8 protein-coding genes are annotated in these 14578 nt (G+C 54.3%); all 8 read left to right on the top strand.

Annotation, left to right across the window (positions count from 1 at the left end):
* The 8 genes from ACKGJP_RS33720 to ACKGJP_RS33685 all read left to right on the top strand — a co-directional run bounded on the left by ACKGJP_RS33720 (position 1) and on the right by ACKGJP_RS33685 (position 14334).
* A complete protein-coding gene (locus tag ACKGJP_RS33720; protein WP_409343099.1) occupies positions 1–888 on the top strand; it encodes a carbohydrate ABC transporter permease in 888 nt (295 codons plus the stop codon).
* A 201-nt stretch (positions 889–1089) separates the two neighbouring features.
* Entirely contained in the window at positions 1090–2697 is a 1608-nt protein-coding gene (locus ACKGJP_RS33715) for a hypothetical protein (RefSeq protein ID WP_409343098.1), read from the top strand.
* A gap of 248 nt (positions 2698–2945) precedes the next feature.
* Entirely contained in the window at positions 2946–3728 is a 783-nt protein-coding gene (locus tag ACKGJP_RS33710) for an SDR family NAD(P)-dependent oxidoreductase (RefSeq protein WP_409343097.1), read from the top strand.
* A 41-nt stretch (positions 3729–3769) separates the two neighbouring features.
* Positions 3770–5503, top strand: a complete 1734-nt coding sequence (locus ACKGJP_RS33705; protein ID WP_409343096.1) for an IlvD/Edd family dehydratase — start codon at positions 3770–3772, stop codon at positions 5501–5503.
* A gap of 46 nt (positions 5504–5549) precedes the next feature.
* Entirely contained in the window at positions 5550–7895 is a 2346-nt protein-coding gene (locus tag ACKGJP_RS33700; protein WP_409343095.1) for a twin-arginine translocation signal domain-containing protein, read from the top strand.
* A 115-nt stretch (positions 7896–8010) separates the two neighbouring features.
* The gene (locus tag ACKGJP_RS33695; protein WP_409343094.1) at positions 8011–10434 is read left to right on the top strand and encodes a hypothetical protein; all 2424 of its coding nucleotides are present in this window, start codon (positions 8011–8013) and stop codon (positions 10432–10434) included.
* A 153-nt stretch (positions 10435–10587) separates the two neighbouring features.
* Complete coding sequence (locus ACKGJP_RS33690; RefSeq protein ID WP_409343093.1) at positions 10588–12795, top strand: hypothetical protein; 2208 nt, start codon at positions 10588–10590, stop codon at positions 12793–12795.
* Positions 12796–12951: 156 nt separating this feature from the next.
* A complete protein-coding gene (locus ACKGJP_RS33685; protein ID WP_409343092.1) occupies positions 12952–14334 on the top strand; it encodes an extracellular solute-binding protein in 1383 nt (460 codons plus the stop codon).
* Positions 14335–14578: the final 244 nt, after the last annotated feature.

Genomic DNA, 14578 nt, shown 5'->3' with positions numbered 1-14578 from the left:
ATGTCAATCGCATTAAAGAAAACCAAATCGGATCGCGTTGTCGATGCCGTCCTGTATACAGGCCTGACACTGTTCTGTTTGGCGACATTATTTCCGCTTTATTTCGTTATCGTCATGTCGTTAACCCCATATACCGAGGTGCTGAAAAACGGGGGCTTCGTCGTATGGCCGACTTCGGTCACCTTCGACGCCTTCAAGACGATCTTCTCCAGCAACACGGTGCCTAAGGCGCTGCAGGTTACTGTTTTCATCACGGTAGTAGGCACGGCGCTCAATCTGGCTATTACGACGATGCTTGCTTACCCGCTGTCCAAAAGATTTTTGCCGGGACGTAACATCGTCCTGATGGGAATCGTATTCACGATGCTGTTCTCGGGCGGTCTAATCCCGACTTATATGACGGTCAAAGCAACGGGATTGATGAACACGCTCTGGGCGCTTATCATTCCGGGGCTCGTATCATCCTTTAACTTGTTGATTATGAAGACCTACTTCGAGGGCTTGCCTAGCGAAGTCGAGGAAGCGGCGAAAGTGGATGGCTGCGGCGATATCGGAACGATGATCCGGATCGTGCTTCCGCTCTCTATGCCGATCATGGCGACGCTCGGGTTATTCTACGGGGTCAGCCACTGGAATGCCTATTTCGGCGGGATCATGTATTTGAGCGACCGCACGCTTTATCCGCTTCAGGTCGTGCTGCGAAACATGATTCAATCGCCTGCCGTCAGTCAAGAACTAGCGGTGTCACAGTCTACACTTAACGCGCTGCCGCCGGAGACGATCAAGATGGCGACCGTCGTAGTAGCTACCATTCCTGTCCTTATCATATACCCGTTCCTTCAAAAGTATTTTGTGAAAGGCATGCTGCTGGGCGCCATTAAAGGCTAAAGCCCGGCAGCGGCTTTACCGCAAGGCGAAATAGCTTCGGTTTATTCTACTTGGGGGTGATGACGGCCGGGCGGGAAGCATCCGGATCGGCAGCGATCAAAGTTCGAAGGTGGAAGTTCCGTTTACCAAACGTTTTGACTTGTAGCTCTCTCAGTAAGTTGTTATTCTCAATTATGCGAAACGAATAGGGAGGTCATTTTTTTGAAAACGTTCTCGAAGGTAACATCCGTATTGCTGGCTTCGTCCCTCGTGCTTGCCGCATGCGGCGGAAAAGAAGAAAAACCGGCTACATCCCCGGCTCCGTCCGGCGGCGCTGCAAGCGGATCGCCTAGCGCGGCTGCTAAAGAAAAGCTGACATTGGACTGGATGGTAATCGCAGACGCAACGTCCCAGCTGCCATCGGCGGATAAAGATTTTGTGAAGAAAGCGATTGAATCGAAATTTAACGTTGAAATGAAATTGACATACTTGCCGATGGGTACCGATTACCAAACGAAACTGAACACGCTGATCGCATCGGGCCAAATTCCGGACGTGTTCTATTCACAAGGCGTAGATGCCAATAAGTACATTACGGACGGCGCTGCCCGTGACATGACCGGTATCGTAACGCCTGCCAAAATGCCTAACTATTTCAAATATTGGGTAACGGAAGCCAACCTCAAAACCTATCAAGTGCAAGGTAAATTCATGCGTGCCCCTGTGCCGTATGAAACCGATCTGTACCGTACGTTCTACATCCGCCAAGACTGGCTTGATAAGCTCGGCTTGAAGATGCCGACCAACTATGATGAACTCATCGAAGTCATGAAAGCTTTCACATTCAAAGATCCGGACGGCAACGGCAAGAACGATACGTACGGCTTCACGGCTGCAGGCGGCGGCGCTAACGTTTCGATGGACTTCCCTGAGTTCCTCAAAAACGGTTTTATCGGCGATACGTATGTGAAAGACGATAAATTTATCGACGTTCGTACCGATATCGGCATGACCAATGTATTGAACGATATCAAGAAGACGATCGACTTGGGCGTTGTTGATCCGGACTGGTTCCTGAACAAAGCTGGACAGCAATACGACAAGGCGGCACAAGGCAAAGCCGGTATCGTCGTAGGTCAAGGCAAAGAAATTGCGTTCGACAACAATGCCGCAGGTCTGCAAGTGAAATCGAAGCAAGCCGGTCAAACTAACGCTAACTGGCAGCCTTTCCACCCTTGGGAGAAAACCGGTACTTGGGTAGAAACGATTCCAGGCAACCCGTTCCTGCTTAGCTCGAAATCGTCCGACGCTAAAATTCAACGCTCGATCGAAATTCTTGATTGGCTCGCCAGCGAAGAAGGCTTCCTGATGACCCGTTACGGCCAAGAAGGAACCCACTACAAAAAAGACGGCAAGAAAATCGAAGTCAACAAGGATGCGTATAAGAAAGACATTACCGACAACGGCAACTTCCTGGAAATTTACGGCTGGTTCACACCGCGTAAACCGGAAGTATTCGGACTTAACATCATCGATCCGAACATCACCGATCGCGACAAGAAAATCGTTGAGAAAATCCGTTCTTACAAAATCAATCCTTCGGTCGGAACTGCTCTGACCGTTAAAGAAGGCATGGATATCGGCGCATTGCGTAAACAGATGAGCGTGTTCCATACGCAAATCTTGTTTAAAGAGAAAGACGCTTCCAAATGGGGCGAGTACCGTCAAGAAGTGATGAATAAATACGGCGGTAAAGCGATCTTCGAAAACTATGCTGCGCTTACTTCGGCGGCACAAGGCAAAACCATCACGTTCAAATCGGAAAACTAATCGAAATCGCGTTCTGATTTCACAGTACGAAACGAGGGAAAGGCCAATCGTAGCATTGGCCTTTCTTCCATACTATGCACGATAAACTAGAGAGTTTTTTTGCGGTAGAGAGATAGGTATGCAGGATCGGTAGGAGTGAAAATGATGTCGCGGGAGAACCATCCTGTCAGACTTACATATGGTCTGCAAGTTCGTAGGTATGGCCGTGTGGATGCTTTCTCGCTAATACGAATCGGAGGGCTTTCTACATGCGTTTACAAGGAAAACGGGTGCTGATTACCGGAAGCGCCAGAGGTATTGGGCAAGGGATTGCCGAGAAATTCGTGCTGGAGGGAGCAAGCGTCGTTCTGCTCGACTTCCGCGCCGATCAGCTTGAGGAGTCGGCAAGTACGATCCGCAGAGCCGCCAACGAGCTGGGAAAAACGGCTCAAGTGTCGACGGTCGTTTGCGATTTGAGCGATCCGGAGCAGGTAGAGCAGGCGGCGCAAGCCGCGTGGGACTGCTGGGACGGCATCGATATTTTGATAAACAATGCGGGAATCGCGACGCGCGAATCGTTCGTCGACATTCCGTTATCGCGTTGGCAGAAGATTATCGATGTCAATCTGAACGCGACGTTCCAGCTGAGCCAATGGATGGCAAAGCGGATGATCGCGAACGTGATTCGCGGCTCTATCGTGAATATGGCCTCGAAGAACGGTCTGGCCGGCAGCGCCGTGCTTGCCCACTATAACGCCTCCAAAGGCGGAGTCGTGCTGCTGACGCAATCGATGGCCGCCGATTTAGCCGGGAACGGCATCCGCGTCAATGCGGTGGCACCGGGCTTCATCGATACGCCGCTCGACCGCGAGCTGAAGGAAAAGTCCGCTGAAACGCTGAATCTGACCGAGCGAACGCCGATGCGCAGACTCGGGACGATCGAGGAAGTGGCGAATGCCTTCCTGTTCTTGGCTTCCGACGAGGCTTCCTATATTACCGGCACGACGATTGTCGTCGACGGCGGTCACCTGGCCAATGCAAGCGATCTGTAATCTCAATAGAGAGAAAACTCACCCAAGGAGGACTTACGAACATGGCGGAGCAAGAAAAGAAGTCTGAAACAAACGGCGAGGAGCAGCTGCGCGGGGAGAAGTTTTTTAACGATCCGGGCTTTTGGGGCTTCATTCACCGTTCTTTTACTAAATCGATGGGCTATACGGACGGCGATCTGAAGAAGCCGGTAATCGGTATTGCCAACACGTTCAGCGAGCTGAACAAATGCCATTCCCATTTTCGCGAGCTGACCGAATACGTCAAGCGCGGCGTTTGGCAGGCGGGCGGCTTGCCGATGGAGTTTCCTACGATTTCGATCGGCGAACCGTATGTAAAGCCGACGACGATGCTGCTTCGCAACCTTATGGCGATGGACACGGAGGAAATGATCAAGGGTCACCAGATCGACGGCGTCGTCTTGATCGGCGGCTGCGACAAAACGGTTCCGGCACAGCTGATGGCTGCGATCAGCGCCAACATTCCGGCAATTGTCCTGACGGGCGGGCCGATGCTGAACGGCAGAATGAACGGCCGTTCGCTCGGTGCTTGCACGGATTGCTACGGATTCACGCTTGAGCATAAAGCGGGCAACATTTCGGACGAGCAGCTTTCCGATGCGGAGAACTCGGTTTGCCGCAGCGACGGCCACTGCCAGGTTATGGGCACGGCGAGCACGATGGCGGCGATCGCCGAAGCGCTCGGCATGGCTCTTCCGGGCTGCGCCGCAATCCCCGCGCCGGATTCCCGCCGCCGTCATATGTCGGAAGCAACGGGCATTCAGATCGTCGAGCTCGTGCGCCGCAACATTCGTCCGCGCGACATCATCACGCCGGCGTCGCTCGACAACGCGATTCGCGTGACGATGGCATGCGCGGGCTCGACCAACGCGATCATTCACTTGGTGGCGATGGCGGGACGTCTCGGTTACAAGCTGCCGCTGGAGCGTTTTGACGAAATCAGCGCAACGACACCGTTTATCCTCAACGTTCGTCCGTCCGGCAAGTACCAGATGGAAGAGTTCTTCGAGGCGGGCGGCGTGCCCGCTCTGATGAAGGAACTGGAGCCGATGCTGAACGGCGATTGCCTGACCGTCACCGGTCAAACCGTCCGGGAAAATTTGAAGGACGTTACGATTCCGAGCCGCGAGCTCATTGCTCCGCTCGACCGGCCGCTAGGTTCGCAAGGCGGTATCGCGGTATTGCGCGGAAACCTTGCCCCTAACGGCGCGCTGATCAAGCAAACGGCCGTATCCGAGCATCTCAAGAAGCACCGCGGCCGCGCCGTCGTGTTCAACTCGCCGCAGGATTTGATCGATCGCGTAGACGATCCTAACCTGGACGTTGACGAAAGCTGCGTGCTCGTTCTGAAGAACGCAGGACCGAAGGGCGCTCCGGCGATGCCGGAAATCGGGCAAATTCCGATTCCGAAGAAGCTTTTGCTGAAAGGCGTCCGCGATATGGTGCGGATTTCCGACGCTCGGATCAGCGGTACCTCATACGGCGCCCTGATCGTGCACACCGCGCCGGAAGCGGCGGTAGGCGGACCTCTGGCACTCGTCGAGGACGGAGACGAAATCGAGCTTGATATCGATGCGCGCAAGCTGGAGCTGTACGTCGACGACGAAACGCTCCGCCGGCGCAAAGAAAAGTGGCAGGCACCGGCTCCTGCGTATGACCGCGGGTACGGACTGCTGTTCCTGGAGCGTGTTCTCCAAGCAGACGAGGGCTGCGACTTCGACTTCCTCCAGCCGCCGGAGATTCGCAATAAAAAATAAGCAACGACACCAACTTAACCCCCTTACGAAAAGGAGCTGTTGAACGATGTTTCTTGATGGAAATAAGGGAAAGCCGAATGCTGCGAACGTGAATAATGAGGGCAATGGCAAGGCGAATGAAGCCGTTAGCAGAAGGAAAGTGCTGAAGACGCTAGGGCTGGGCGGCGCCATGCTGGCCGGCAGCGCGTTCGGCTCCCAGCTCGCTTTTGCGGATAGCCCGCAATCGTCGAACGGCAACGGGGGGAATCAAGTACTGCAGGTCGCGAATGTGGCTGAATTAACCGCCCTTCCGGCCGGGCAGCTCAAAGACGGGTTGCTAATTCACGTTGCAGGTTTTGCCGCCAGCGGCGATGGTGGCGGTAAGCTTGTTCGCTACGTAGCGGACAGCCAAAAAGCAGGAAACGGCGGAACGGTTCATCAACCGGCAAGCGGTAAGGGACGTTTTGAAGTCGTGCACAACGGCGTAGCGGATTTTCGCTGGTTCGGTGTGTTCGGCACGACTCCGAATGCGGACGCCGCGCTGAACGCAATGGTTAACGATTTGTCGATCCATCGTGTGGAAGCGCACTCGGATTTGAACTTCGTGAAGCGCAACGTGTTCCACCGCAGCGATATCGAAGTGGATTTCATGGGACATATGGTCACGACGATCGGAGCCGAATTGAACACTATCGACAATCCGTTCGGCGCGGTTATGTTCTTCCAAGGCACGCTGACCGGCGTAACGCAGAAGGTTACGTTGTCGGAGGACGTTATCGAGTACTCGGACATTTTTGAAGTAGCTGACTCGTCCATCTTCAGCGTAGGCAGCTGGTGGCATGCGCAAATCAAAAACAACCCGGCCGGCGGCCAGCAAAAAGAGCTGGATTATCTGGTTAAGGTTACCGAGATTTTCGATAAAACGCATATCCGCTTGAACTATAAGTCCGGTTGGCTGCTGGCCAAAGGCCGTGAAATCACGTATAAGCAAGTGAACCCGGCATTTCGCTGTAACGTAAGAAACATGCGCTTTACCGGCATTCCGGTGTCGGTCAACGGCACAAGCCTGAGACCTTACCCGACCTGGGATCAGGAAGGAACGAACCCCGTTGCTTACGAATTTGCGGTTGAATGCGATGCTTCCGGCATCCAAGCGACGGCTGTATTCTGGCCGGTCGTTATGCGCCGCTACTGCACGCACTATGTAACGGAACGCTGCCAGCTGATGAACCCGGAGGAGCGCGATTGGGGCGGTACGGGCTACCTGACGCAGCAGATCAACGTGCTATACGGACACGTGCGGGATTGTAACACGAGCAACGCCCGTCACTTGAACGACTTCACGTGCGCGGCGTACTGTATGGTCGAGAACTGCCACGGCGACGGCGACGAGTACGGTCCGTATGTAACGCATGGCCAGTACGAGCATGACATTACGTATATCGGGAACTCGGGCTTGCTGTCGTTCGCGAACAGCGGCACGACATGGGGCGATAGCGCGAAGCGGATCACGGTCAAGAAGCACATTGCTTCGCGGATCGTGGCAATGAAACGAATCACGGATTTGACGCTGGAAGACTGTCATGCCGTAGTAACGTACACGAAGCCGGGTACGAAGATGGCGAACTCGGGATCGATCTGGGTCAACATGGACGGATTGGTTATGAGAAACTGTACGGCGCAAGAAATGGTGACGATCTCGAAAGGTTCGTCCCGCGGCAAAAAAGTAAACATCATCGACACCTGTTCCTTCGGCATGCTGAAGGGCTATGAGATTGCCCGTCCGATTCGTACAGGCACGACGCAGGTCGGCTATACGCCAAGCAACGGAGAACTGACGATTATCAACAGCGAGTTCTTCAACGTGGAAGACGTCAACCTCGGCTCGATCAACAAGCTGACACTGATCAACACTTGGTTCAAAGGCTTGCCGGGCACGGGCGGCACGGTAAAGGTCGGTACCCGCGAAGTCACCATGCAGGGCGGAGGCCTCGTCGATTGCTGCTTCCTGTTCACCGGCGCTTGGGATAAAGTAGGGGACGTTAACAATGCGAAGGGCAAGATCGACCAATGGATTACGGTCGACGGAGGCGCTTCGTTCAGCGGCACGAATCCGGACAAAGCATTCCTGAAAAGCGTTGCTACGGACAATGTGATTACTTGGACTTTCGGAAACGTTACCAGTACGGCTGGCACCTCGGATACGGCTCATTTCCATATCGAAGGCGGCACGCACAAGCTGAAGGCGATTCGTTCCAATTTTAAAGGCGGCAAATACGTTACTTCTAACGGCGGATTTGGCAACAGCAATTATTTATTCATGACATCCTGCATCGAGGAAGGCGTCGACCGCTCCTCGCTTCCGGCGGAAACCGCCACGATCAAGCATAGCGAGGGCAACCTAACGATTTAATCGGCAGATTGATAGCCCCAAGGTACGACAACTGTTAGGAGTGTGTATTTACATCTGCCTGGCCGGTAGGTGTAAATGCATACACGATCCCTTTTGCAAAAAGGAGCAGATGACGATGTTTCATGATAAAAGCAAGGAAAAGCTTGACGTTCTGAAGGACTCCGGCTTGAAGGACAATGAATCCAGCAGCGACAAGGAGAATGTCAGCAGAAGAACGATGCTGAAAACGCTTGGCATCGGCGGCGCAATGCTCGCGGGTAGCGCAATCGCTTCGCAGCTCGCATTTGCCGATAGCCCGCAATCTAACGGCAACGGGCGTGATAAAGTGTTGCAGGTTGCGAACGTGGCTGAACTTCTAAAGCTTCCCCGCGGTTTGTTCAAGGATGGTTTGCATGTTTATGTAAACGGCTACTACCAAAGCGGCGACGGAGGCGGCAAGCTTGTACGTTGGGTGGAAGCTAGTTCTAAACCTGATAACGGCGGGACGGTGCATGACCCGTATAGTCTCGGAGATGCCAGATGGGTGCAAAGTGCGAACAATTCCGAAATGCGTTTTGTCGACGGCGGCTATATCGGTCGTTTCGAAGTGGTGCATAACGGCGTTGCAGACTTCCGTTGGTTCGGCATTTTTGATGCAACGAAGAACGCAGATGCCGCGCTGGACGCGATGGTAAACGATTTGTCGATCCATCGTGTGGAAGCGCACTCCAACTTGAACTTCGTGAAGCGGAACGTATTCCACCGCAGTGATATTGAAGTGGATTTCCACGGTCATATGGTCACGACGATCGGAGCCGAATTGAATACTATCGACAATCCGTTCGGCGCGGTTATGTTCTTCCAAGGCACGCTGACCGGCCTAACGCAGAAGGTTACGTTGTCGGAGGACGTTATCGAGTACTCGGACATTTTTGAAGTAGCCGACTCGTCCATCTTCAGCGTAGGCAGCTGGTGGCACGCGCAAATCAAAAACAACCCGGCCGGCGGTCAGCAAAAAGAGCTGGACTACCTGGTCAAGGTTACCGAGATTTTCGACAAAACCCATATCCGCTTGAACTATAAATCCGGCTGGCTGCTGGCTAAAGGCCGCGAAATCACGTATAAGCAAGTGAACCCGGCATTTCGCTGTAACGTAAGAAACATGGGCTTTACCGGCATTCCGGTGTCGGTCAACGGCACAAGCCTGAGACCTTACCCGACCTGGGATCAGGAAGGAACGAATCCTGTTGCTTATGAATTTGCGGTTGAATGTGATGCATCAGGCATCCAAGCGACGGCGGTATTTTGGCCGGTCGTTATGCGCCGCTACTGCACGCACTATGTAACGGAACGCTGCCAGCTGATGAACCCGGAGGAGCGCGACTGGGGCGGTACGGGTTACCTGACTCAGCAGATCAACGTACTTTACGGGCATGTTAGGGACTGCAATACGAGCAACGCCCGTCACTTGAACGACTTCACGTGCGCGGCGTACTGTATGGTCGAGAACTGCCACGGCGACGGCGACGAGTACGGTCCGTATGTTACGCATGGCCAGTACGAGCATGACATTACGTATATCGGGAACTCGGGCTTACTGTCGTTCGCGAACAGCGGCACGACATGGGGCGATAGCGCGAAGCGGATCACGGTCAAGAAGCACATTGCTTCGCGGATCGTGGCAATGAAACGAATCACGGATTTGACGCTGGAAGACTGCCATGCCGTAGTAACGTACACGAAGCCGGGCACGAAGATGGCGAACTCGGGATCGATCTGGGTCAACATGGACGGATTGGTTATGAGAAACTGTACGGCGCAGGAAATGGTGACGATCTCGAAAGGTTCGTCCCGCGGCAAAAAAGTAAACATCATCGACACCTGTTCCTTCGGCATGCTGAAGGGCTATGAGATTGCCCGTCCGATCCGTTCAGGCACGACGCAGGTCGGCTATACGCCAAGCAACGGGGAACTGACGATTATCAACAGCGAATTCTTCAACGTGGAAGACGTCAACCTCGGATCGATCAACAAGCTGACGCTGATCAACACTTGGTTCAAAGGCTTGCCCGGCACGGGCGGTACGGTCAAAGTCGGTACTCGCGAAGTAATCATGCGGGGCGGCGGCCTCGTCGATTGCTGTTTCTTGTTCACCGGTGCATGGGACAAGAACGGCGACGTCAACAATGCGAAAAACAAAATCGACCAATGGATCACGGTTGAAGGCGGTGCGTCGTTCAGCGGCACCAATCCGGAGAAGGCTTTCCTGAAAAGCGTGGCTGCGGACAATGTGATTACATGGAACTTCGGAGAGCTTACGAGCTCTACGGCGGATGCGGCAACGTCGCATTTCCATATCGAAGGCGGTACGCATAAAGCGAGGATTCAAGGATCACGCTTTATCGGCGGTAAATACACCGTTAAAAATAGCGGATCGGGCAACAGCAACTATTTCAGCTTGACCTCTTGCATCGAGGAAGGCGTCGATCGTTCCTCCTTGCCGGCCGAAACCGCAACGATTAAACACAGCACAGGCAACTTAACGATCGCACTAACCTAAGCGGCTTTACGGTATACTAGTACTCATACACCCTATCAATTTTTTAACGATTCAGAAAGTATATCTCGATGATTGTTCATCGTTCGGCAAACGCACGGCGTCAAAGGACGCCGTTAAGCGTTTATCTTGGTTAAAGAAACGAGCTGTTAAACCATGTTTCCAAACAACGAAGGCACGAAGGAACATATGGACGATCTTCAGCTGCAGGGCGTCCCGCAAGGCCGCCGGTTGCTGCAGGCCGCGAGTGTGAAGGAGCTGCTGGCGCTCTCGGCGAACCTGCTGCAGGACGGCTTGCTAGTCCAGGTAGGCGGTTATTTCGAGAGCGGCGACGGCGGCGCGAAGCTGGTGCGCTGGGCGGCGGACAGCCGGAAGCCCGATAACGGCGGTACGGTTCACGATCCGGCATCCGCAGGAGCGGGCGCTGACGCGAACGGCCGGTGGGAAGCGGTGCATAACGGCGTGGCGGATTTTCGCTGGTTCGGGATCTTCGGTGCGGCCGTTCCTGCGGACGATGCGATGGACGCGATGGCGGACGATCTTACGATTCGCCGGATCGAAGCCCATACGGACCTGAACTTCGTGCGCCGGCATACGTTTCATCGCAGCAATCTGGAATTCGATTTTCACGGACATACGGTTACGACGGAAGGTATCGCCTTAAATACGAGGGATAACCCGTTCGGAGCCGTTATCTTCTTTCAAGGGACGGAGACCGGCGATACGCAAACGCTACGGTTGAGCACAGATCTTGCGGAGCTGGCGGATGTACTCGAGGTCGCCGATTCCTCTGCCTTTCAAGTGGAGGATTGGTGGATCGCCCGGATCGCGAACCGCCCGGAGGGCAAGGCGCAGCGCGAGCTGGACTATCTCTTGAAGGTGACGGAAATCGTCGATGCCACACATGTTCGGGTCAACTATAAGCTGGGCTGGACGATCGAGGCGGGACGCGAAATCACCTACAAGAAAATGAATCCGGTCGAGCGCTGTAGTGTCCGGAATATGAAATTCAAAGGCGTACCGGTGCCCCCGAGTACTTCAACCAGCGTCCGGCCGTTTGAAACGTGGGACCAGATCGGTTCGAACCCGATCGCGTACGAGTTTGCGGTTAGCTGCGACGTTTCCGGAATCCATGCGATTCATGTGTTTTGGCCGGTCATTCAGCGCCGGTACTGCACCTACTTCGTGACGGAACGCTGCGAGCTGATCAATCCGGTGGAGCGCGACTGGGGCGGAACCGGTTATTTGACCCAGCAGCTCAATGTGCTGTACGGGCATATTCGGGATTGCAACGCGAGCAACGCCCGCCATCTGAACGATTTCACTTGCGCGGCCTACTGTATGGTCGAGAACTGCCACAGCGACGGAGACGATTACGGTCCGTTCGTGACGCACGGCCAGTTCGAGCACGACCTGACGTTCGTCGGCAACTCCGGTCTGCTGTCTTTCGCCAACAGCGGCACCCACTGGGGTGACAGCGCAAAGCGGATTAAGGTTCAGAAGCATACGGCTTGCTGGGTCGTCGCGCACAAGAAGCTGACCGATCTGACGCTTGAGGACGTTCATGTTTTCGTCAAGGAAGGGAATCCGTATTCCGGGGCTATATGGGCAAATGCGGACGGGCTGCAAATGAAAGGCTGCACCGCGCAAAAAACGGTGACGCTCTCGCAAAGCTCGGCCCGTTCCGTCAGAAGGAATGTGCTGGACAACTGCACGTTCGGCACGGTGAACGACATAGAAATAGCCAGACCGGCAGCAAATACGGATGTCGGCTACCGGCCCGTTGCGTCGGAAGTCGTGATGCAGAACTGCAGATTCAATGCCGTCGATCGGGTGAGCATCGGCAGCATCGACCGTCTCGTCTTGATCAACAGCTGGTTCGAAGGCGCTTCGCAGGAAGCTGGCAGCTTGCAAGTGAAAAGCAAAGAAATTTTCATGCAAGGCGGCGGCCTCCGCAATTGCGGAATCGTGCTGGCGGGAGCTTGGGACGCGGAAGCGGCGGGTAAGCGGCAGCAATCCGTCACGATCGGCGGCGGGGCTCAGTTTAGCGGTACGAATGCCGAGAAGGCGTTCTTGAAAAGCGCGGAGCCGGACAACAAGGTAACTTGGAGCTTCGGAGATGTTACCAGCACCGCGGGAGATGAAGACACCGCGCATTTTCATATAGCCGGAGGCAAACATCGAGTAAAGGCGGTCGGGTCGCGGTTTATCGGCGGCAAATACGAGGTTGCGGGCGGCGGGTTCGGCGAAGATGGCCGGTATTTATTCATGGCCTCCTGTATCGAAGAAAGCGTCGATCGTTCGTCGCTGCCGAAGGAATCCGGCATGATCAAGCATAGCGAAGGCAACTTGACGTTTAAGTAGTCGTTCTGAACCGCTGCGGGACATCTTACCCTCTTAAGCGGGCTCTATTGACATTAGATGGCAGACGGTTGCTATAATAACATTTAACGGCATGCGGAGCAGCATTTTCCGCTATGCAAACGATTCGGCCTATAGCATGAAGAATGAGGTCTTAAAATGGACAAACGGAATAGTCGCAAAACATCCCGAACACGGCTCGGCGATCTCGTCAGCCTGCTGCGGGAAGAGATTTTGATGGGAAAACGAACGGCCGGCGAATACTTGCCCTCCGAAAAAGCGTTCGCAGAGCAATATAACCTGAGCAACCAGTCGGTTCGCAAGGGACTCGACGTATTGGTCTCGGAAGGGCTGATCGAGAAAATTCCTCGAGTCGGGACGAAAGTGGTGGGACAGCCCGAAGGGTCGTTCGTCACCGTGAAGCTTGGCTTCCACACTTCCGTTACCGGTGAAGCGGACATTTTAAGGCTGTTGTCCCTGTTCCATAAAGAGAATCCGCATATCCGGGTGCAGGCCGTGCCGTTGTCGGGATATAGCTACTCCTATATTCACAACTATTTGACCGGCGGCATTCTGGACGTCGTGATGATGAACTACACGAATTTTCAGGAATTTCTTGAGATCGATAACGGCGATTTGCTGGAACCTACGCAGCGGAATCCGGCTACGTATCCTTTTCTGTCGGATGCGTTTATGGCGAAGGACGGGCGGCAGCTCGTGCAGCCGTTCATATTCTCGCCGCTTATTCTTTGCTATAACCGGAGTCATTTTCAGGAGGCCAATCTGCCTGAGCCGGATAGCAGCTGGCAGTGGCAGGATCTGATCGAGAACGCCGGCAAGCTGGCGATTCCGAACGAACGGCTCGGCTTCCATTGCGATCTGTACTCGCCGAACCGCTGGCCGCTTCTGCTGCTTCAGGCGGGCGCCAAGTTCGAGCGGAACGCCGACGGCAGAATCAGGCTGTCCGGCACGCCGATGATGGATGCTCTCCGGTACAGCAAAGAAATGAAGCATAGCATTCCGTACTTGTCGGAAGGCGTGACGACCGGCGAATCCGAGCGACTGCTCGCCAAAGGCAAAGTATCGATGATTATGACCAGTTATTTTTATTTGAATTATCTGCTCGGCGAAGAGCTTCCTTTTGATATCGCGCCGGTCCCTCATCTTGGCACGCCGCTTACGCTGCTCTTGAATACGGGGTTAGCCGTGTATCGTCATTCGCAAGTGAAGGATGCGGCCGTCAAGCTGGTCGAGTTCCTGACCTCCTACCAGTCCCAGCTGTTTATCCGGCAGCAGACGTACAGCTTGCCGGCTCGCAAGCTGGCGGCGGAGTGGGTCGGTGAGGAGCAGCGCTACAGGCCGTCCCGGTTCTCGCTGTTCCGCGAGACGATGCCTTGCTTCCGGTATTTCACGGACCTTGGGATCAACGCGACGGAGCTGGCCGAGCTGAACCAGGAGCTGAAGCTGTATTGGGCGGGCCTCGAGAACGAGGAGACGCTAAGTTTGCAAATCGAGGAACGGGTGGCGGACAGCGCCGTCTAGCTGAAGGTACATTATACGGATTGCGGAGATACTGTCCCTGGAGCCATGAGTCGTGGCCCGGGGACGGTCTTTTTTGTAGCGGAACGAGAGTACGTTATTTCCGGCAAAACGCCAGTGTATGATTCAAAATGAGGCGAATAACGTACTGCAGTTCCGCTTGGCTATGAAATCGAGAGTGGATGCGGCAAATCACGCATCTACGTTCCGTCTGGATAAGAACATCCGTGTTCATGGCAATGAATAC

The sequence above is a fragment of the Paenibacillus litoralis genome (assembly GCF_046244365.1).
In the GTDB taxonomy this organism is placed as follows: domain Bacteria; phylum Bacillota; class Bacilli; order Paenibacillales; family NBRC-103111; genus Paenibacillus_V.
This window is presented reverse-complemented; position numbering and strand designations above follow the sequence as displayed.

What these genes read in the sequence shown, in the direction of transcription:
- ACKGJP_RS33720 (WP_409343099.1), top strand. Translation starts at nt 1, where the DNA reads ATGTCAATCGCATTAAAGAAAACCAAATCGGATCGCGTTGTCGATGCC.
- ACKGJP_RS33710 (WP_409343097.1), top strand. Translation starts at nt 2,946, where the DNA reads ATGCGTTTACAAGGAAAACGGGTGCTGATTACCGGAAGCGCCAGAGGT.
- ACKGJP_RS33705 (WP_409343096.1), top strand. Translation starts at nt 3,770, where the DNA reads ATGGCGGAGCAAGAAAAGAAGTCTGAAACAAACGGCGAGGAGCAGCTG.
- ACKGJP_RS33700 (WP_409343095.1), top strand. Translation starts at nt 5,550, where the DNA reads ATGTTTCTTGATGGAAATAAGGGAAAGCCGAATGCTGCGAACGTGAAT.
- ACKGJP_RS33695 (WP_409343094.1), top strand. Translation starts at nt 8,011, where the DNA reads ATGTTTCATGATAAAAGCAAGGAAAAGCTTGACGTTCTGAAGGACTCC.
- ACKGJP_RS33690 (WP_409343093.1), top strand. Translation starts at nt 10,588, where the DNA reads ATGTTTCCAAACAACGAAGGCACGAAGGAACATATGGACGATCTTCAG.
- ACKGJP_RS33685 (WP_409343092.1), top strand. Translation starts at nt 12,952, where the DNA reads ATGGACAAACGGAATAGTCGCAAAACATCCCGAACACGGCTCGGCGAT.